This window comes from Sphingopyxis lindanitolerans (genome assembly GCF_002993885.1).
Taxonomy (GTDB): domain Bacteria; phylum Pseudomonadota; class Alphaproteobacteria; order Sphingomonadales; family Sphingomonadaceae; genus Sphingopyxis; species Sphingopyxis lindanitolerans.
Genome location: NZ_CM009578.1, coordinates 3,549,239 through 3,568,762, shown reverse-complemented (window position 1 = coordinate 3,568,762; position 19,524 = coordinate 3,549,239). Strand labels below are relative to the sequence as shown.

13 protein-coding genes are annotated in these 19,524 nt (G+C 65.2%); 10 read left to right on the top strand and 3 right to left on the bottom strand.

Annotated features, from left to right (window positions below):
- The first annotated feature begins 3 nt into the window (after positions 1–3).
- From rbsK to CVO77_RS16905, 3 genes are read left to right on the top strand one after another with little or no spacing between them, the layout of a single operon-like run.
- Positions 4–945, top strand: coding sequence for a ribokinase (gene rbsK, locus CVO77_RS16915; protein ID WP_197709647.1), 942 nt, complete (start codon positions 4–6; stop codon positions 943–945).
- Between the two features lies 1 nt (position 946).
- A complete protein-coding gene (locus CVO77_RS16910) occupies positions 947–3,271 on the top strand; it encodes a beta-L-arabinofuranosidase domain-containing protein (protein ID WP_106000055.1) in 2,325 nt (774 codons plus the stop codon).
- A 13-nt stretch (positions 3,272–3,284) separates the two neighbouring features.
- Positions 3,285–4,280: a Gfo/Idh/MocA family protein gene (locus tag CVO77_RS16905; protein ID WP_106000054.1), complete on the top strand. Its 996-nt coding sequence runs from the start codon at positions 3,285–3,287 to the stop codon at positions 4,278–4,280.
- Here the strand turns inward: CVO77_RS16905 and CVO77_RS16900 are convergent.
- Positions 4,252–5,889 carry a carboxylesterase/lipase family protein gene (locus CVO77_RS16900; RefSeq protein WP_158258109.1) on the bottom strand — a complete coding sequence of 546 codons (1,638 nt, stop codon included), beginning with the start codon at positions 5,887–5,889 and terminating at the stop codon, positions 4,252–4,254. The genes CVO77_RS16905 and CVO77_RS16900 overlap by 29 nt on opposite strands.
- Before the next feature lie 221 nt (positions 5,890–6,110).
- Here CVO77_RS16900 and CVO77_RS16895 point away from each other — a divergent pair, with 221 nt between their 5' ends.
- Positions 6,111–6,809: a TetR/AcrR family transcriptional regulator gene (locus CVO77_RS16895; protein ID WP_106000052.1), complete on the top strand. Its 699-nt coding sequence runs from the start codon at positions 6,111–6,113 to the stop codon at positions 6,807–6,809.
- Here the strand turns inward: CVO77_RS16895 and CVO77_RS16890 are convergent.
- Together CVO77_RS16890 and CVO77_RS16885 are read right to left on the bottom strand one after the other, a co-directional pair.
- Entirely contained in the window at positions 6,799–8,208 is a 1,410-nt protein-coding gene (locus tag CVO77_RS16890) for an MFS transporter (RefSeq protein WP_158258108.1), read from the bottom strand. The two genes, CVO77_RS16895 and CVO77_RS16890, sit on opposite strands and share 11 nt — an antisense overlap.
- On the bottom strand, positions 8,205–10,529 hold the full coding sequence (locus tag CVO77_RS16885; RefSeq protein ID WP_158258107.1) for a TonB-dependent receptor: 2,325 nt from the start codon (positions 10,527–10,529) through the stop codon (positions 8,205–8,207). The genes CVO77_RS16890 and CVO77_RS16885 overlap by 4 nt, the downstream gene beginning before the upstream one ends.
- 388 nt (positions 10,530–10,917) lie before the next feature.
- Between CVO77_RS16885 and CVO77_RS16880 the strand changes: the two genes are divergently transcribed.
- From CVO77_RS16880 to CVO77_RS16855, 6 genes are all read left to right on the top strand, one after another.
- A complete protein-coding gene (locus CVO77_RS16880) occupies positions 10,918–11,871 on the top strand; it encodes an aldo/keto reductase (RefSeq protein ID WP_106000049.1) in 954 nt (317 codons plus the stop codon).
- Positions 11,868–12,566 (top strand): polysaccharide deacetylase family protein, encoded by a 699-nt coding sequence (locus CVO77_RS21960; RefSeq protein WP_106000048.1) that lies wholly within the window; start codon positions 11,868–11,870, stop codon positions 12,564–12,566. The genes CVO77_RS16880 and CVO77_RS21960 overlap by 4 nt, the downstream gene beginning before the upstream one ends.
- Before the next feature lie 432 nt (positions 12,567–12,998).
- A complete protein-coding gene (locus CVO77_RS16870; RefSeq protein WP_158258106.1) occupies positions 12,999–13,583 on the top strand; it encodes an RNA polymerase sigma factor in 585 nt (194 codons plus the stop codon).
- Positions 13,580–14,506 carry a FecR family protein gene (locus tag CVO77_RS16865; RefSeq protein WP_106000046.1) on the top strand — a complete coding sequence of 309 codons (927 nt, stop codon included), beginning with the start codon at positions 13,580–13,582 and terminating at the stop codon, positions 14,504–14,506. The genes CVO77_RS16870 and CVO77_RS16865 overlap by 4 nt, the downstream gene beginning before the upstream one ends.
- A 57-nt stretch (positions 14,507–14,563) precedes the next feature.
- Positions 14,564–17,494: a TonB-dependent receptor domain-containing protein gene (locus tag CVO77_RS16860; protein ID WP_158258105.1), complete on the top strand. Its 2,931-nt coding sequence runs from the start codon at positions 14,564–14,566 to the stop codon at positions 17,492–17,494.
- Positions 17,488–19,467, top strand: coding sequence for an Atxe2 family lasso peptide isopeptidase (locus CVO77_RS16855; protein WP_106000044.1), 1,980 nt, complete (start codon positions 17,488–17,490; stop codon positions 19,465–19,467). The genes CVO77_RS16860 and CVO77_RS16855 overlap by 7 nt, the downstream gene beginning before the upstream one ends.
- Positions 19,468–19,524 lie beyond the last annotated feature (57 nt).

Sequence of the window (19,524 nt, the reverse complement as noted above, 5' to 3'; positions counted from 1 at the left end):
ACGGTGACGCCATCGACGCCGATCATTGTCGTCGGCAGCATCAATCGCGATCATATGATCCGCTGCCACCAGCTCCCGCTCCCCGGACAGACGGTGCATGGGCAATCGATCACCTGGGGCGGCGGCGGCAAGGGAGCGAACCAGGCATTCGCTGCCGCACAGCTTGGCGGCGATGTCGCGATGATCGGGGCGGTCGGCGGCGATGCCTATGGGAGCGAGGCGCGCGCCGCGCTCGCGAATGCCGGTTGCGATGTCGGCGGCGTGCGCACGATCGGCGCGACATCGGGCCAGGCGATCGTGCTGGTCCAGGACGATGGCACGAACAGCATCGTCGTGATCGAGGGCGCGAACGGACTTTTCGATCGTCGTGAACTGCTCGGCGAAGCGGACCGGCTTAGCCGAGCCGCCATCGTCTTGCTCCAGCTCGAAATACCGTTCGAAACCGTCGTCGAAGCCGCAGCCCTCGCCCGCCGCGCGGGTTCGCATCTCATTCTCGACCCGGCGCCGGCTGCGGTCCTACCGGAGCGCCTGCTGCAATCGGTCGATATCGTGACCCCAAACCAGACCGAGCTGGCAGCGATGTCCGGTCGCCAACCCGGCGATCGACCGGCGATTGCCGAAGCGGCGCGCGCGCTGCGGGCGCGCGGGACGGACACCGTGATCGTCAAACTGGGCGCGGAGGGGTGCCTGCTCGTCGATAGCGATGGCGAACGGCATCTGGCCGCGCCGGTGGTCGACGCGGTCGATACGACCGGCGCCGGCGACATCTTTAACGGCGCCCTCGCCGTCGCGCTCTCGGAAGGCCGCGAAATAGCCGAGGCTTGTCGCTTCGCGATCGCGGCGGCCGCCATATCGGTGACGCGCCGCGGCGCCCAGGCCGCGACACCCACCCGCGCAGAAGCCGATACCATGTTTCGCAACGCTTCCACCCACCCGGATCGATAAGATGAGCGACACAGCGACACAGGCAGGATTTCCACCCGTCGGGCCCAAGGTGCCGTGGCGGGTCGCGAGCGCGCAGAACCCGTTGCCGCCATCGCAGGTGCAAGTCGGTGGATTGCTCGGGGACCGGATGCGGACCAATGTGGAGCACCGCCTGCTTGCAGTCGATGCGGACGCACTGCTGCACCGATTTCGCGAGCGCACCCCGTCGAGCGATTTCGCCAACGCCTGGGCCGGCGAGCATGCCGGAAAATTTCTAGCCGCCGCGTGTCGCAGCCTTGCGACCGAGACGAACGACCGGCTCGCCGACAAGGTCCGGCGGATCGCGCACGGCTTGATCGGGGCCCAGGACGCCGATGGCTATCTTGGCACTTATGTCGATGCCGATCGATGGACCGGCTGGGACGTCTGGGTGCACAAATATGTGCTCATCGGGCTGCTCGCCTATTACCGCATGGAAGCCGATCCAGCTGCGCTGGAATCGTGCAGCGCCGTCGGCGACCGGCTGGTCGCGGACTTTGCCGCCCCCCCTGCCGGGCGGGACGTCAATGCGGCTGGCTGGTTCTTCGGGATGGCGGCCACGTCGATCCTCGAGCCGGTCTGCGACCTCTACCGCATGTCGGGTGATCCACGTTACCTCGCCTTCGCCGAGCGGATCGTCGAGGGCTGGGAGCAGCGCGGCGGAGCCCATATTCTCTCGGCGCTGCGCAGCGGCGGGCTGGACGCGCTGCCGAGCGGCAAGGCCTATGAATTTCTCTCGAACATCGTCGGGCTCGTCGACCTCTATCGCCTGACCGGGACGGCCGCGTATCTCGACGCCGCTCTGGCCGCATGGAACGAGGCCCGCCAGTCGCAACTCTACGCCACCGGCAGCCTCAGCGCGATGGAGCATTTCCAGCCGCACGACTGCCATCATGGCTTGCCGTCGTCCAACATCGCCGAAACCTGCGTGACGGTGACGTGGCTTCAGCTGAGCCAGCGATTGTTCCATCTGACCGGCGAACCACGGTTCGGGGCCGAATGCGAACGGGCCATCTTCAACCATCTGCTCGCCGCGCAGGATCCGCGCAACGGCGATTTTTGCTATTATACCGCGCTGTGTGGTTCGAAGGAATATAGTGACTTTCCCTTGTGCTGCGTGTCGAGCGGTCCGCGAGCAGTCGCGGCGATCCCGGACATGGTGTGGAGCGCCTCGGACGATACGGTCACCGTCAATATCCTGGCCGCCAGCAGCATCGACTGGGCGGTCGGCGACAAACCGGTCAAACTTGCCATTCGGACCGATTTTCCAGTTCGGCACGGCGCCGAGATCGTGATCGACTTGGCCTCGCCGACCGTCTTCACGCTGCGATTGCGCGTCCCCGACTGGGCGACCGCGTTCGTCGTCGATACCGGCGAAGAGCAGCTCGATGGCGCCGCCGGGACGATGTTCGAGCTCCGTCGGCAGTGGCAACCCGGCAGCAAGCTGCAAGTGCGCATCAGCTGTCGGCCCGAGCTGCTGTCGGCAACCGCAGCCTACCCCGGACGCGTCCTGCTGCGTTACGGTCCCCAGCTGCTTACGCTCTCCGAAGCCGAAAATCCGGCGCTTGCCCATCTCGACGCGGTGCATATCGACCCGGCGGCCGTATCGCAGCTGCGCCCGGTCCATGGCGAAAAGGCGCCGCAGGTCTTCGAGATGCCCGCGCGTTTCGATGACGCAGCCGAGCAGGCAGGCGCAGCTTACACCGCCAGGTTCATTCCCTTTGCCGAGGCGCGCCGTCACAATATGCTGCTTCGCACCCGCAGCGAAGCGAACGAGCGAGCGCCGACCCAATGGTCGCGCGCCTTCGCGTCGCATATCCATGTGCCGCCGGGCATCGTGGGCGAAGGCGCGCTCGGGACGCCCTTCAACGGCGAGTTTGCCACCGACGGCCGCACCGACACCGCAGCCCTGCTCGACATCGATGGCTTCGACCACCGGACGCTGCGCGGCGGCGCGGCCACAGCGACGCAGCAGGGATGGATTGCGATCGCATTCGACCGGCCGTTGACGCTTCGCCGCATCCGGTTTCGCCACGGCACGACCGACGCGTCGCGCTGGTTTGCCGCCGCGCCGCAGCTGGCGTTGGCGACGGGGCCGGTGATGATCCCGACCATCGATCCACGCATCGAGACCCGCTGGGAAGAGGTCGGCACGCTCGCCGATTATCCGGACCCGGCAGACGCCGGCGATGCGGACCGAACCTACTGGCTCATTCTCCCCGAACCACGGATATTCCATGGCATCCGCATCAACGGGTCGCTGCGGTCGAACCTGCTGAGCTGCGGCGACCTCGCCGCGCTCATCTAGCCGAGCTGCCGGCATGGAGGCGGTGCGGATCGGCTTGATCGGCGCGGCGCGCGTCGCGCCCTATGCCATCGTCGATCCGGCGCGCAGCGTGCCCGGCGCCCGTCTGACGGCCATCGCAGCGCGCGACCTGGACCGCGCATCGGCATTCGCCGCGCGGCACGGCATCGCAACCGTTCACCGCGATTATGAGGCGCTGATGGCCGACCCTGCCATCGACCTCATTTATCTGGCGACGCCGCCGTCAGCCCATGCCGATCTGGCGCATCGCGCCATCGGTGCGGGCAAGCATATCCTCGTCGAAAAGCCGTTCGCGATCGATGCCGCCGAAGCGGCAGCGATCCTCGATCATGCCCGCGCGCGCGGGGTTCATGCGTTCGAAGCAATGCACGCCCCCCACCATGCCCTGTTTGGCGACGTGCGCGCGATCGTCGCGAGCGGGGTACTCGGACGCATACGCCGGATCGAGGCCCGATTTTCGACGATCATCGCCGACGACCCCGGAGAATTTCGGTGGCATGCCGCGCTTGGCGGCGGCGGCCTGATGGATCTCGGCGTCTATCCGCTCGCTCTGTGCCGGCGGCTGCTCGGCGAAGATTTCACGGTGGACGCCATCGCGGCGGAGTTCAGGGGCGGCGTCGATGCCCGGCTGCTCGCCGACCTGCGCTTCGGCGACATCGCGGTCCGTATCGGTTGCTCGATGATCGATCCATTCGACGCCGGCCTCGAAATCGGCGGCGAGGACGGCACCTTGTGCGTCCGCAACCCGGTGGTCCCAAGCCTCGGTAACCGCCTTGTCCTGCGGACCCGCACATCCTGCGAAGATCGCGAAATCGACGGTCCGACGAGCTGGACCGCCCAACTTGCCGCGATCGTCGCGACGCTGCGCGGCGGCGCCCCCTATCCGCTTCCCGCGGACGATCCGCTCGCCTCGATGCGGGCCATCGAGCGCCTGCGGGCGCACCCCGACTGGGGTGCGGCGGTCAACGCCGGTGCGACCGCGCTGCCATAGCGGCGGTAATCGCGCCGAGTTCGCTTGGGCGCTGGACGGCGCCCACGCTAGGTCCTGCCGCCGAGAACCGCAGCAAGCGGTCCGCCGCGAGGTCGAATGCTGGCCAGGCGGGACGATCTGCCGGAGCGGGGATTCCATCGCGCGCGAAAGCCAGCCAATAATCCTGGATCGCTCTCGATGCAGCCTTGTCGGCTGCTGTCGGCACGACCCCTTCGCGCCCGAGCGTGCCAAAAACGAAGGTGACGTCCGATGCGTGCGCGGCGCCATCGACCTCGGATCGTTTGGCCTCGCTGACATAATCGAACCTGTAAAGCCACGACGGAAAGCCATGCTGCCGATGGCTTGCTGCCAGCGTCCGTGCAGGCTCGGCGAAGCCCCAGTCGTTGACGATATTGTCGTCGAACGCGCCCGACGACGGATAGGTATCCCGCACCGTGTCGAGCGACGCTCCCAACTCGCTCTTCGCCCATTGGCGCAGGCCGTAGCGGGCGAGGAAGTTCAGATGGCTGAGTTCGCGGTCGGTCGATCCGACGATGAGGGGCACGGGCGCTTCCCGGCCGGCAAGGAATCCGTCGACGAAATCGCTTTTGACCAGCTTCCCGTCGATCATCGGCCCCGAAAACGTCTTGGTATCGAGATTGGCGAAACCGATATTTCCGAGCACATCGGCGGCCGGGATCGCGCGCAGCGCCGCAGCATCGGGTGCATCGAGCTTCTGCTTCGCCGCAAAAGCGATGGCGGCGCGCAGGCCCGACGGCTTGTCCTTGCCCGCATCGGCAAGCGGAACCCAGCGATTGCGCCCGCCGCTCGACTGGATGATCGCGCCGGCGAACAGGTCGCGCACAGCCGGATCGAGCATGAGCTGCGCCACCGAGGCGCCGCCGGCCGATTGCCCAAACAAGGTGATGCGATCGGGATTGCCGCCGAAGGACGCGATATTGCGCTTCACCCAGCGCAGCGCCGCGACCTGGTCCATCATGCCCCAATTGCCCGTCGGCCCGCCTGCCGCTTCCGCCATCAGGGCAGGATGCGCGAAGAAACCAAAACGGCCGAGCCGATAGTTGAAGCTGACCAGGATCACCCCGCGGCGCGCGAGTGCGGAGCCATCGAGTGCTGGCTGGCTCGCCGAACCTTGCACGAACCCGCCGCCGTGGATCCAGAACAGGACGGAAGCGCCACCGGCCGGCACCTTCTCGGGCGCCCAGACGTTGATCGAAAGGCAATCCTCGCTCATCGGCTCGGTCGACCGAGCGGGATCGGCGGCGCTCCGCACCTGCCAGCAATCATTGCCGAAACGGCTTGCGTCGCGGACCTGCGTCCAGGCCGCCACCGGCTGCGGCGGACGCCAGCGCAGCGGGCCAACCGGCGGCGCCGCATAGGGAATATTCTTGAAGATCAGGATGTCGCGGTCGCGCAGTCCGGCGAGCCGTCCGCTCTCGACCGATCGCTCGACCGGCGACACCGGGCCGAGCGGCGTCACGGGATCGGCGGCTGCCACGTCGGACGGGGTCAACGACCACCACAGTCCCGCGATCGCTGCCGCGGCGACGATCAGCAGCGCGAGCAGCCCGATCGCCACCCGGCGGAGGATCCGTCTTGCCTTCGACATATGCTTCTCCTTCGGGCCTCTGCGGAGTGCGGCCCGCGCATCACGGCCATCCTCGCGTCGCTGGATCTGGGCCAACCCGCCACCGGGGCGGTCGGCGTGTAATTCACGATAAATTGCGGCGCCAAGCGACAAGGATTTCGACATTTTCAGACGAGTCCTCTACAGTCGGTCGCAGACACGAAGGCCGCCCGCGCCGCGGTGCCCCAGATAAAAGGCAATCCATGTCCCCACCTGCTTCCCTTCGGCGACCCGCCGCGCTCAAGGCGGTGAGCGGGGTGCCCGAAAAGGCTGCAAAACGAGCCTACCGCGGCGAAAGGCGCGAAGAACAGAAGCGGCTGACGCACGGGCGCGTTCTCGAGGCGGCGCTCGAACTGTTCGCCGAGCGCGGTTTCGAGGCGGCATCGCTGCGCGATATCGCCACGAAGGCCGGCGTCTCGCACGCGGTGATCCGTCTGCATTTCGGCAACAAGGCGCAGCTTTGGCAACAGGCGGTCGATTTTCTGTTCCGCCGCATGCAAAGCGAGATGCGGCCAATGCCCGGCGATCCGGATTATGCCGAAGGCGCCGCCGGGCTCGAATTGTTCGTCCGGCGTTATGTCGCCTATTGCGCGCGGCACCCCGAGCATGCGCGGCTGATGCTGATGGAATCGATGCACGACAGCGAGCAGCTGCGCTATGCGGTCGACGAGCATATTCGCCCCGCGCACCAGTTTCTCGAACGCATGCTCAAGGCTGCCGTGGCCGACGGGTTTCCGCTCGACGTGCCGCCAGCGCATATGACTTACATTCTCGCCGCCGCCAGCCAGTCGGTCTTCGCGCTCGCGCACGAAGCCCGCCGCATTTACGGCGTCGATGTTCTCGGCGACGATTTCGTCGCGCATCACGCCGACGCGGTGGTGCGGCTGCTGTTCAGGCAGTAGCAGCGGGGGCACGGACTGTAGCGCGTTCGGCAAGATCGGCGCGGAGCTGCGCGTGGAATTCGGCGGTGATCGGGTAGCGCCACATGATGGCGATCGTGCCGACGACTCCCGCCAGCGGGATCAGGCACATGATCCCGCGCAGATCGAGCAATATCTCGGGCGATTGGGGCTGGTCGGCAACAAAGCCGATCGCAGTGAGCAATTGTCCGAGCAGCAAGGCGTTGATCGCATAGGCCGTCTTCTGGCCGAAGGTCGCGAAGCCAAAGATCTTCGCTTCGCTCCGGTCGCCGCGGACCCACTGATTATATTCGACGGTATCGGGTAGCATCGACCAGAACATGATGAGCCCGGCGCTCCCGCCCGTCGCGCCGATCAGCGTGATGACGATGAGCGTCGCATGGTCGTGGGGGTTGATGATGTAGAAAGAAAGCAGGCTGACGATGCTGAGCGCGGTCCCGGATAGCCAGGCGGTGCGCTTCGACCAACGGCGGGCGACCCATGTCCAGCCCGGCGCGATCAGCACCAGCCAAACGGCGGGAAGCGCAAGCAACCAGCTCATGACCGACGGATCCTTGAGGTCATATTTGATCCAGTAGAGCAGCACCTTGCCGTTCATCGCGGTGGTGATGCCGCTCAGGATCACTGCGGCGAACAGCCGAGCGAGCGGACCATTGTGCCGCAAGGTGGACCAGAAGCCGATCAGGTCGGCGGCAAAGGTTCGCCAGATTCCGCGCCGCTCCGTCGGGACCGAAAGATCATCATCGTCAGCCGGCGGCTCGCTGGTCGACAAAAAGCTGATGAGGAGGATGATCGTCGCGCCAACGCCAAGGATACACGCCGCGTAAAAATAGGCCTGCTGCTCGTCGCCGAGCTTTTCGACGAGCTGGGGAATGGTGAACGAGACCGCAAGCGCGCCGGTGGCCGCGAACATCAGCCGGAGCATCGCGATTGTACCGCGTTCGTTCGAATCCTGCGTCATTCGTGCCGTAAGGGCGCTGAACGGTATGCCGACCGCCGTCAGCATCGTGCGCAGCAGGATGTGGGTCGCGATCGCATAAGCGACCAGCCAGCCGCCGGTGAGTGGCGGCGTCCAGAACATCAGCGCAAAGGATACCGCGCACGGCACGCTCGCGAACAATATCCACGGCCGAAATCGGCCGAACCGGGTCCGCGTCCGGTCAGCGATTGCGCCCATGATCGGATCGGTGATCGCATCCCAGAAGGATGCCGCAGCAAAGGCTATCCCGGCCCACATGGGCGATATGCCCATGACGTCGGTATAGAAGAAATAGGCGAAAATCCCGACGCCCTGCCAGTAGAAGTTGATACCGGCGTCACCCGACGCCCAGCCGATGCGCCGCGGCCACGACAGGGGCGCGGCGGTTTGTGCCTGGCTCAACGATTGCCCCCGAATTTGACATCGAGCGCGACGCCGAGAAGGCGGCGGGCATCGGGGCTGGGAATCTGGACGGTCACGCCCGGGGAATTGATGACAGGCTGGACGAACACGACGTTGACGAAGTGACGGTCGAGAATGTTGCGAGCGAAAAAGGAAAGGCGCCAGCTGTCGTTATCGGGGCCGAAGCCGATGTTTCCGTTGAGCACGCCATAGCCGCCTTGCACCGTAGCAGGATTTCCTGCGGCATCGAAACTCACTTTGCTGCGGTAGAACCAGTTGAGTGCGGTATCGATGCGGAAATCGCCGATATGATGTTCGTAGCCGGCGTTGAGATTGTAGGTGAGCCGCGGCGAGTTCGGCAGACGGTTCCCATCGGCAAAGGTGACCGCCTGCGCCGGTGAAATCAGGATGCACTGCCGCGGCGATGTGCGCGGCGTACCGAGCGGCAGAACCGTTTGTCCGGAATAGCAGGAAATATTCTTGAAGTCGGCGAACTTGCTCTTGATGTACGCCACCGAAGCGCCCAGCGCGAGCCCGGCCAGGGGCCGGGTCTGCAACTCGGCCTCAATCCCGCGGGTCCGCAGCTTGCCGGCGTTGGTGACCAGAAAGCGCGAAGGCGTCACCGTCGTGTCGAAACTCGAAGCCTGATAGTCTTTGAAGTCGGTAGCGAAAGCCGTGACGTTGAAAATCGTCGTGCGGTTGAACAGCGCCGAGCGCAGGCCGAGCTCGTAGCTGGTCGGAATCTCGGGCTGGACGATATCGGGCGTCGCGCGCACGATACCCAGCGTGTCGATACCGGGCCCCTTGTAGCCGCGCGCCGCGGTCGCATAGAGCATGACATCGCGGGTAAAATTATACTGGATGGTCGCGCGCCCGGACAGGTTGGTATTGGACTGCTGCCCGTGGACCAGCCCGACAAAGCGACCGGGAATGCCGGCAAGCGCGCCAGGCGCCGGACCGGCCACCGCGTCCATTTCGACCTTTTCGGCGGTATAGCGCGCGCCGAGGATCAGTTTTAGTCGCTCGATCGGCGAATAGGATAGCTGGCCAAAAATCGCTGCGCTTTCGTTCTTGACTACGGACGTGAACACGCTGCCGAGTTCGAGCGGTGCAGGAAGCAGCGCAAGGGCGCCCGTCTGCTCGCTGCGATTCTGGTTTTTCGACCAGCTCAGAAACGCCCCGCCGACCCATTCGAATTTTCCGCCCGACGGCGACGTCATGCGCAGTTCCTGCGAATATTGGTCGAGCAGATTGAAGCCGTTGTTCACTCTGAGATAGTTGATCGGCAGGATATCGGGATCATTGCCGTCGAACTCGTCCCAATGACGGTAGGCAGTGATCGACGTAAATGTCGCCCAATCGGCGTCGAAATCGATCTGGGCCGAGGCGCCCCAGGTTTTTGCCTCCTGGAAGAAAGGCTGGTCGGCGGCCATTTCGAGGTTTCGCGGACCGGGTGTGATCCCGGCAGCCGCATTGAGCTGCCCGAACTGGGTGGTCACCGGCGCCGTGCGTGCGGTCCAGGCGCAGCAAAGCTGATCGCTGTCGCCCCAGTCGCCGATCAGGTTTATGCTGAGGTTCGAGGTCGGCTCCCAGCGCAGCTTGGCGCGGACCGATTTCGAGTCGCGGTCATTGACCATTTCGTTGCGAAAGATGTTGCGGACGATCCCATCGCGCTTCGTCTGCGAATAGGCGACGCGGATCGCGGCATTGTCGGCGAGCGCGACGTTGGCGATCGCATTGGCCTTGATCTCGTCATAGGTTCCGTAGGATATCCGGCCCTCGAAGCTGTTGTCGAACTGCGGCGCCTTTGTGGTGATCGAGATGACGCCCGCCGACGCATTTTTGCCGAACAGCATGCCTTGCGGCCCGCGCAGCACTTCGACGCGCTCGATATCCACCAGGTCGGCCACGGCTTGACCCGCGCGCGCCAGGGGAACGCCGTCGATCACCGTACCGACGCTCTGTTCCACCGTGTCCGCGAAGACCGCCGTCCCGACCCCGCGGATCGAGAAGCCCTCGCCGCGCACATTGGCCGAATTGCTGAAGTTGAGACTGGGCGCAACATAGCGCAAATCTCTGGGATCGTTGATGTTGAGCGTTTCGAGCTGATCGCCCGACACGGCGCTGACCGCGATCGGCACATCCTGGAGCCGCTCGACGCGCTTCTGCGCGGTCACCACGATTTCGAGGCTGTCGCGATCCGCGCCCGTTGCCTGTGCGGCCTCGTCGGCCTGCTGCGCGGCAGCTGCCGCGATGACGGCAAACTGCGAAACGGCCACCGTTGTAAGCGCAACCAGGCGCAAGCTCGTCCGACGCGACATAATCGATCCTCCCCCACTATTTCCACGCCCGTTCGTTGCCGGGTCGCAGCGATCTAGCATTTTGCTGTCCAGTCGGAAAGTCAATAAATTGGTCTAGGGAGGATTACATGATATTTTTTTCTGGGCAATCGCGCAATACCTCCGAAGCGCAAAGGGTTGATTGGACCGCGGAGCTGGCCTCAGCGCAATTTCGATGATGACGGTACTGAGCTATTTTATGATTTATTATCAGTTGTTTATGAGAATAATTTTGACAGCACATCGACTGGCTTACGTTCCATTCAGCCAAGCAATGTTAAATTTATAGATTTTGGAATTTACCGCGATATCATGACAACGCGCTGTCGGCCAATCGGCAGCCCGTGCGATACAGAGACAGGGATCTGGGATGTTGCTTCGACAATATGGCGCGGGCGGACCGCCGGTCAGTGCACTCGCTTTCGGTGCAATGGGCATTGCCTTCGATTCGGCGCTTCGCGGCGGCGTGTCGGGGTCGCTCCTGCATGCACTCGATCAAGGTGTGTCGCTGATCGATACTGCGCGCGTTTACCGTGATTCCGAGGACATCGTCGCCCGCACCCTGCGCGCGTGGCGCGGCGAACGGCCGCTGATCTCGACGAAACTGGCGCCGGCGAACCGCGACGGCTTTCGCTTCGGCGGGCCAATCGGCGACTTCTACCGCAAGCAAGACATCATCCGCTCGGTCGATCACAGTCTGGCAGCCCTCGGCACCGAGCGCCTCGACATCGTCCATCTCCACCAATGGCACTATCGCTGGACCCACGAACTCGAGTGGCTCGAAGCGCTGGCGGGGTTGAAATCGGAAGGCAAGGTCGGGCTGATTGCGGTCAGCGGCCAGGATCACGAACATGACGCGCTACTCGAACTCGTCAGCCGCGGCCTGGTCGACGGCGTCCAGATCATCGTGAATCTGTTCGAATCGCGGCCGATGAATTCGCTCCTGCCGCGCGCCGCCGAATGCGGGGTCGGGGTGATCGCGCGCTGCGTGCTCGACAGCGGCGGCCTGACCGGCGAATTGACCGATGCCGCGTTCGAAGGGCGTCCGTTCCTCAAGCATGCGCCTGCCGCCGACTATCGCCGCCGCGTCGCGGCCCTGGCGCGCCAGTTCGTTCCTGCGGCGGCTGAAAGCCTGGCCGATCTCGCCATTCGGTTCATATTGTCGGATCCTGCGGTATCGAGCATCACGCTCGGTCTGGGTAGCCCGCGCGAAGTCGATGCTGCGATTGCCGCGATCGAGGCCGGCCCGCTGCCCGTCGATGCGGTGACCGCGATCCGCCGCGATCATGTCTGGACGAAGAATTTCTATGAGGCGCTGGTGTGACAAAGAAAACCGTCAGTTTCTGCTTCGACGACGGTTTCCTTACGTCCACGGAAAAGACCGCCCACCTCTTCGAGGCGCGCGGACTTCGCGCCAGCTTCTGCATAATGGCGGCGCCCGATCAGTCTGCCGACACGGCTCATGTCGATGCGCGTTTCGCCGACTGGCCGCTCTGGCGAGACCTGCGCGAACGCGGGCACGATGTCGCGCCGCATGGCTGGGCGCATGAGCGGCTGGGCGCCCTGACGCACGACGCGGCCTGTGCATCGATCGAGCGAATGTTCGCGCGCTTCGCGGCCGAGCTGCAGGGTTTCGCCGCCGAGCGGGCAATTTTCCACACCCCCTATCTTTCGATGCCCCCCCGCCTGGTGGATTGGCTGCTGGACCGATGCGCCGCGGTGCGGATTGCCCAGAGAGGCGCTGGCATCACCCGGCAAGCGATCGCGCAACGATCACGGCAGATCGATTGCATCACCTTTGGTCCCGACAATGTCGCAGCGCAGGCAGTCACCCGGATCGAGGATTTTCGAAACGCCGACGGCGACTGGCTCGTGCTGGTCCTTCACGGCGTCGATGGCGAAGGCTGGGGTTCGCTCGCGCTGGGCGAGCTCGCCAGCCTTATCGATCGATGCCAGGAACTCGGGTTCGGCATTCGGCCGCTCGCCGAGCTGTTGGCGAGAGATTTGCCTGCGCAATAGACAGGCAGAGGCAGCGTTCCGTCTGCGACAAGCCGCGCGAAGCGGGGTTCGTCGCCAGCGGGAGGCGGCATTTGCCACGGGACGCGCCGCACCGAATGAACGTCCGTGGTCGATTGTCGATCGGAGCGGGTGCGGATCACGCCGCAGGCGCGCGCTCCATCCGGGGACCGGCCCCCTCCGGATTGGATAAGTTTCAAATGAAACCTTGTTGCGCCATCTCGCCGCCTGGTTATGCTGGGGGTGCATCGGGCGACAAGGCGTGCGGTGCCGGGCTTGAGAACCCGCTTGAGATACGAGTTTCATTGCCATCCTGCCGGGTGGCCGCTGCGCATGTCCAAGCCCCCGTGGCCAAAGGCGGCGGCGCATATTCAAGTATGTTCTCGACACCCGGCTTCCGGTTTGCCTTTCCGCCCCGCGCGGAAAGGCAAAGGCATGGACTATGACGATAGCACAGCGACCGCGGCGGGCAGCGTCTCCGCAAGCGACCCTCTGCCACCCGACGGTTGGATGCCGCAGAACGCCGCGATCTGCGCCGCAACTGTTCTCGATGAACAGCGCCCGCGCCTTGCCCGCTTTTTCGGGCGCCGTGCCGGGGCACAGGATGTCGGCGACCTTGTCCAGGAATGTTTTCGCCGCTTGATTTCGAGCGGCGCCTATCCGCGCGTCCTCGCCGAACAGCCGGCGGCCTATCTCTTCCGTACCGCGCGCAACCTGCTCGCCGAGCGCCACCGCACCGACGAACGCCGCATGGCCGCAGACCATCAAAGCTATGAGGAGCCCGAGATCAGCGGTCCCGACCCCCACGCCGCGCTCGAGGCGCGCGACCAGATGCGGCGCGTCGCCGCCGCGCTCGATCGGCTCAAACCGCAGACGCGCGACATATTCCTGATGCATCGTTTCGAGGGTCTGAGCTATGAGGAGATCGCTGCAGCGAGAGGGATCGGCGTGAAGGGTGTCGAGAAGCAAATTGCCAAGGCGATGGTCGCAGTCCGGCGCGCACGGTCGGCGCGTCCGTGAAATCCCGCGACAATGAGGCCGCCGACTGGTTCGCGCGCATGCGCGGTCCCGACGCCGGGACGCATCGCGCGGCGTTCGACGCCTGGCGCCAGGATCCCGCCAACGCCGAAGCCTATGCCCAAGCGGAAATCGACTGGCTCGCCGTCGGCGGGCTTGCACCCGAAGATCGCGTGATCCGCGAAACCGCGCCGACGCCGCGTTCGCACGCTCCCGCTTGGGCGATGGCAGGCGCGCTCCTGCTCGCATTGGCGCTGGGCGCAGGCTGGTATCTTCGGCCTGGCCCAGCCGACGTGCAGCTTGCCGACAATGATCCCGCAGGACGGGAGCGCAGGCTGGCCGACGGCAGCCGGGTCATGCTGATGGACGGAGCGCGGATCGAGACACACTTCGACGATACCGCGCGAAAAGTCGTGCTGCTGTCGGGCCGCGCGCGCTTCCTTGTGACGCATGACGCGCGGCGGCCTTTCTCGGTGGTCGCGAACGGCTCCGAGACGATCGCGCTCGGGACCGTTTTCGAGGTTGACCTGCGCGCAGCACAGCCGCGCGTCACGCTGATCGAGGGATCGGTCGAGGTGCGCGCCTTGCGCGGCGTATCCACCGTCCGTCTCGCGCCCGGCGAAAGCGCCGAGGTTGCAGAAGGCGAAGTACGCCGCCTCCCGGCGGTGCCGGCGCCGGTAACGGGGACGATGCTCGATGCACAGGACCTGCCGCTCGGAACGGTGATCGAGCGGGCGAACCGTAACGGCGATACCGCCATCCGTCTGGCTGATCCGGCCCTCGCCGCGCGCCGGGTCACGGGTCGTTTCGACATTGCGGACAGCGCTGCGCTGGCACGCAAGCTCGCCGCCGCGCTCGATCTCGACGTCAGCACCAACGGCGAAGGCATCGTACTCAGCCCCCGCGCGCAAAAACGGGGGGAGTAATCCGCAGCCCGGCATTTTCCTCTTCAGACGGCCATGACGGCCGCGTGGGAGGGACACATGCACAAACGGGTTTTTGCAGCGCTTCTGACAACGGGATGTGCGGCCACCGCGCTTCATGCGCCTGCCGCCTGCGCGCAGGAGAGCGTGCGCGACTATGCTATTGCCGCACAGCCTCTCGCCGCAGCGCTACGCCAGTATTCCGACGTGTCTGGCCAGGAGGTCATTGCCGATGCCGAGATCGTCGATGGACACCGCAGCACGCCCGTTCGCGGCCGGCTGTCGGCAGACGCCGCGCTCGCCAGACTGATTGCGGAAACCGGACTCAGTTTTTCCATCGTAGATGGCGCAAGAGTCATCCGTCCCGCTGGAGGTCAAGCGGCCAACCTGGCTGAGCCAGCGGGCGAAGCGATCATCGTTACCGGTACGCGCATCCGCGGCACCGGTCCGATCGGTTCCCCGCTCACCACGATCGACCGGGACGCGCTCGACCAAAGCGGCCGCGGAACGATCGCCGATTTCGTCCAGACAATCCCGCAGAATTTCTCTGGCGGCCCAACCGAAGCCAATTTCGGGATGAGCGCGCGCGGCAACAGCCTCAGCAACATCGGGTTCGGCTCGGCGATCAACCTGCGCGGCCTCGGCCCGGGTGCGACTTTGACGCTGTTCGACGGTGTGCGCCCGGCACTAGGCGGCGCCTCGGCCGCTTTCGCCGACCTGTCGCTCATCCCGACCGCAGCGGTCGAGCGGATCGAAATTCTCACCGATGGGGCCTCGGCGATCTACGGTTCAGATGCCGTCGCCGGCGTCGTCAACATCCGTCTTCGCAACCGGTTCGAAGGCGCGGAAACCCGGCTTCGCGTTGCGACCGCCGACGGCGATTATGGCGAAGTCCAGATCGGGCAGGTTTTTGGCACGCACTGGAATGGCGGACATCTCGTCGTCGCCGGCGAATTCTACCGACGGGGCAATTTGCCCTCGAACCAGCGCGCTTTCGCGACCGAGGATTTGCGGCGTTTCGGTGGCCCCGATCTTCGCTCGAACTACAACAGCCCGGGTACGATCGTGGCAGCGAACGGCCAGAGGTTCCAGATCCCGTCTGGGCAAGACGGCCGCAATCTCACCGCCACCGACCTCATTCCGAGCGCCGATTTCAACCGCGGCGATGGGCGGCGCATCACCGATCTCCTGCCGAAACAGAAAAGCGAAAGCCTTTATGCCAGCGCCGAGCAGGACGTCGGAGAAAATCTCGGCTTCTTCGTGCGCCTGCTCTACGCCAATCGCCGTTTCGACATTCGCCGGCGCCTCAACGGCACCATCCCGCTGACGGTGACCAGCGCAAACCCCTATTATGTCGATCCGATCGGGACCGGCCAACCGATCACCGTCTATTATGATCCTGCCGCCGATTTTGGACCCGAAGGGACGCGCGGTCGCGTCAAGGCGCTCAACGCTTCCTTCGGGGGTCGCATCGCGCTGGGTCCGTGGGACGTCGAGCTGTCCGGAGGCTTTGGTGAGCAGCGCGAGCACTACGACGGGGTCAATCTGATCCATTTCTTGCGCCTGCCGCGCGCCGCGTCGGCCCCCGACATCGACCAGGCCCTCAACCCCTTCGGCGATGGGGCAGTCAACGACCCGGCGCTGATAGACCGGCTCCGCGGCAGCCTTGCCGTCGATACGCGGTTCCGGGTGTGGAGCGGCGCGGTCCGTGCCGACGGTCCCCTGTTTCGCCTCCCGGCCGGCGAGGCGAAGCTCGCGCTCGGCGCTGAATATCGGCGCGATCGCCTGACCTATGTCCAGGTCAGCGACCTCGCCAGCGAGAGCCCGCGAACCGACGGTATCCCCGGACTCCCCGACAAGCGCATCGTGCGCGCGGTGTATGCCGAACTGGCGCTGCCGGTTTTCGATGCCGGAGAGAATTTTCCCGGCAGCCTGACGCTCTCGGCCGCGGGGCGCTATGAAGATTATTCGGACGTCGGCGACACTGCCAATCCCAAGGCGGGCGTGCGCTGGACTCCCCTCCCCGGTCTCGCGCTTCGCGCGTCCTACGGTCGGTCGTTTCGCGCGCCTTTCTTCGACGAGCTGGTGGGGACCGCCAATGCGCGATACCAGACACTGCGCGTCGCCGACCCCCAAGCGCCCTCAGGCCAGTCGGTCGTTCTTGCGCTCTTCGGTTTTCGGCCCGATCTCGGCCCGGAGAAAGCCGAGAGCTGGACTGCGGGCGTCGACTTCGAGCCCGGCTTTCTTCCGGGCGCCAAACTTGCCCTGACCTATTTCGATGTCGACTATCGCGGCCGCATAACATCGGGATCGGCAGAGTTCCGGAATTTTCTGGTGCGGCGCGATGTCTTTGCGCCGCTCATCGAGGAAAACCCGGATTCCGCAACGATAGCTGCCTATTTTGCCGGCCCCAATTTCTCGAACGCGATCGGCGCGGCACCGGGCGACGTCCGCGCCATACTCGACGTCCGAACACGCAACCTCGCCTCGTCGCGCGTCCGCGGGATCGATTTCGACCTCACCTACAACCGCCCGGTTGGCGGCGGCACTATCAATCTCTCGCTCGGAGGAAGCCGATTGTTCGAGATCGACAATCGCCTGGTGGCGACTGCCGCGCGGAACAATGTCGTCGGCACCCTCGGCAATCCGGTCAAGCTGCGGCTACGCGGCCGCGCCGAGTTCACGCTCGGCGCTTTTGACGCCGGGATCGGGGTCCACCATGTCGACGGCTACCGCAATCTCACCGTAACGCCGACGGAGCAGGTCAAGAGCTGGACAACCGTCGATCTCCAGCTCGGAACCACGATCGCCGGACCGCCGAGCGATTCCGGTGCGGGCTCGCTTCGCCTCGCCCTTAGCGTCAACAATCTCTTCGATCGCGCCCCGCCCTATGCACAGGTCCGCGCAATCGGTTCGGCGATCGCCTACGACGCCGAACAGGCCAGCGCGGTGGGGCGGACGATTGCATTGCAGGCGGTGATCGCATGGTGACGGTCGCATATGTGCTCGCGGCGCTGGCGGCGGCGCCGACTGACGCGCCAACGTCTTTGCCGGACGACCGCGCGCCGATCACGACGCGCGACCTGGTCGAAGTCCGCGAGATCACCGCGCCGACGCTTTCCCCGGATGGCCGCCGCATCGCCTATCGCGTCAGTCATCCGTCGGTCGATGCGAATGTCGCGCAGCTGGGCTGGTATATTGTCGACGTCACGAAACGCGGCGAACCGATCATCCTCGACGGGGGCGTCGAGCGCCCCGATGCGGGGGGAACGCCCATCGAGGCAGCCCCGCTTTGGGACGCCGATAGTCGCGGACTGCGCTTCCTCGCCTTAAAGGACGGGATCATCGCAATCTGGCATTGGCGCGAGAACGAACCGCTGGCGCGCGAGATTGTCGATGACGCCGACATCGTCGACTTCGGGCTATCCGTCGATGGCACAGCGCTCCGGTACAGTGTCGGTCCAACACGCGGCGCAATCGCCGCAGCCGAACGATCGGCCTATCGCGACGGGGTGCTAGTGGACGGGACCCTAAACCTCAACCAGCCGGTGGCAGGCGGCGTCATCGAAGACGGGCGGCGCATCATGCGGCGCATTTCGTCGCCATGGTTCGACAACCAGCGAATCTTGTGGGACGCGCCGCGAACCGAGAAGTCGATCGTACCGCGAAGTCCCGTGCAACTCCCTGCGCCGCCCGCGCCGGTTCAGGACTTGTCGAGCCGCGCCGCAGATGGCAGCCGTGCCGAGATCAGCAGCGACAAGGCCGTGCAGCGCATCCGCGTGACCCGCCCTGACGGAAGATCGATCGAATGCACTGCCGTGCCATGCCGGTCGGGCCAGCTGCTTGCACTCGCCTGGGCGGGAAGCGACAGGCTCGTCCTCTTCGAGAAGTTTGGGAGCGCGCGCGAAATTGCCTGGCTTTGGACGGTCGGCGCCAGCGAGGCGAAGCGGCTCGCGACGACGAACGGTGCGCTCCGTGTGCCCGGCCGACCGCCGCGCTGCGCGGTCGGAGCCGACGCCCTCTACTGCGCCGACGCGCAGCCGCTTGAACCACCCCGCCTCGTTCGCGTCGATTTTGCTAACGGCCGAACGCATATTCTCGCCGAGCCCAACCACCAATTGGCCACGCGGGTTGCGGCGAAAGTCGAGCCGATGGTCTGGGATGGCGGTTTCACGGGATATTTCCTGACCCCGCCGCAAGCAACCAGCCCGCTGCCGGTTGTCGTGCATTATTATATGTGCGACGGTTTTCTCAAGGGAGGAACCGGCGACGAAATTCCGATGCTGCCGCTCGTCGAGCATGGCATTGCAGTGCTGTGCATCAACGCGATCCGGGCACCGCGGGCGGCGGGGATGGAGGGGTCCTACGACCTCGCGCTGAAGACGATCGGTGCGGCGATCGACGGGCTCGCGGCGCAAGGCAAGATCGATCCGGGGCGCGTCGGCATCGGCGGCCTGAGCTTCGGATCGTCGGTAGCGCTCTGGTCGATCCGCAAATCAAAGCGCTTCGCCGCCGCGACGGTTGCTTCCGGGCAGGTCTCACCGCATTATTATTGGATCAATGCGCTCCCCGACCGCGGCTTCACCGCGATGCTCAAGGACTATTGGAACCTCGGCGACCCCGAAAGCGACCTCGCGCGCTGGAAGTTCGTTTCGCCCGTCTGGGACATCGAAGCGCTCGATACGCCGCTGCTGATGCAACTGCCCGAGTCCGAGGTCCAGTCGAACGTCGAATTTCATGCGCGTCTCAAGCGCGCGGGCAAGCCGGTCGAGATGTTCGTCTTCGCCGACGAACTCCACATCAAATACCAGCCCGCGCACAAGCGCGCATCTTACGAACGCACCCTCGATTGGTATCGCTTCTGGCTCAAGCGCGAAGAGGATGCGGCGCCTGAAAAGGGCGATCAATATCGCCGCTGGCGAAAGCTTCGCGCGGGACAGTCCTTGCCCGCTCCCGCGCCGTAGGTCCGTGCGGGGCGCCGGCACCCCGGCAGGCGCTCTGCACGGTCTATGGTCTGGTGC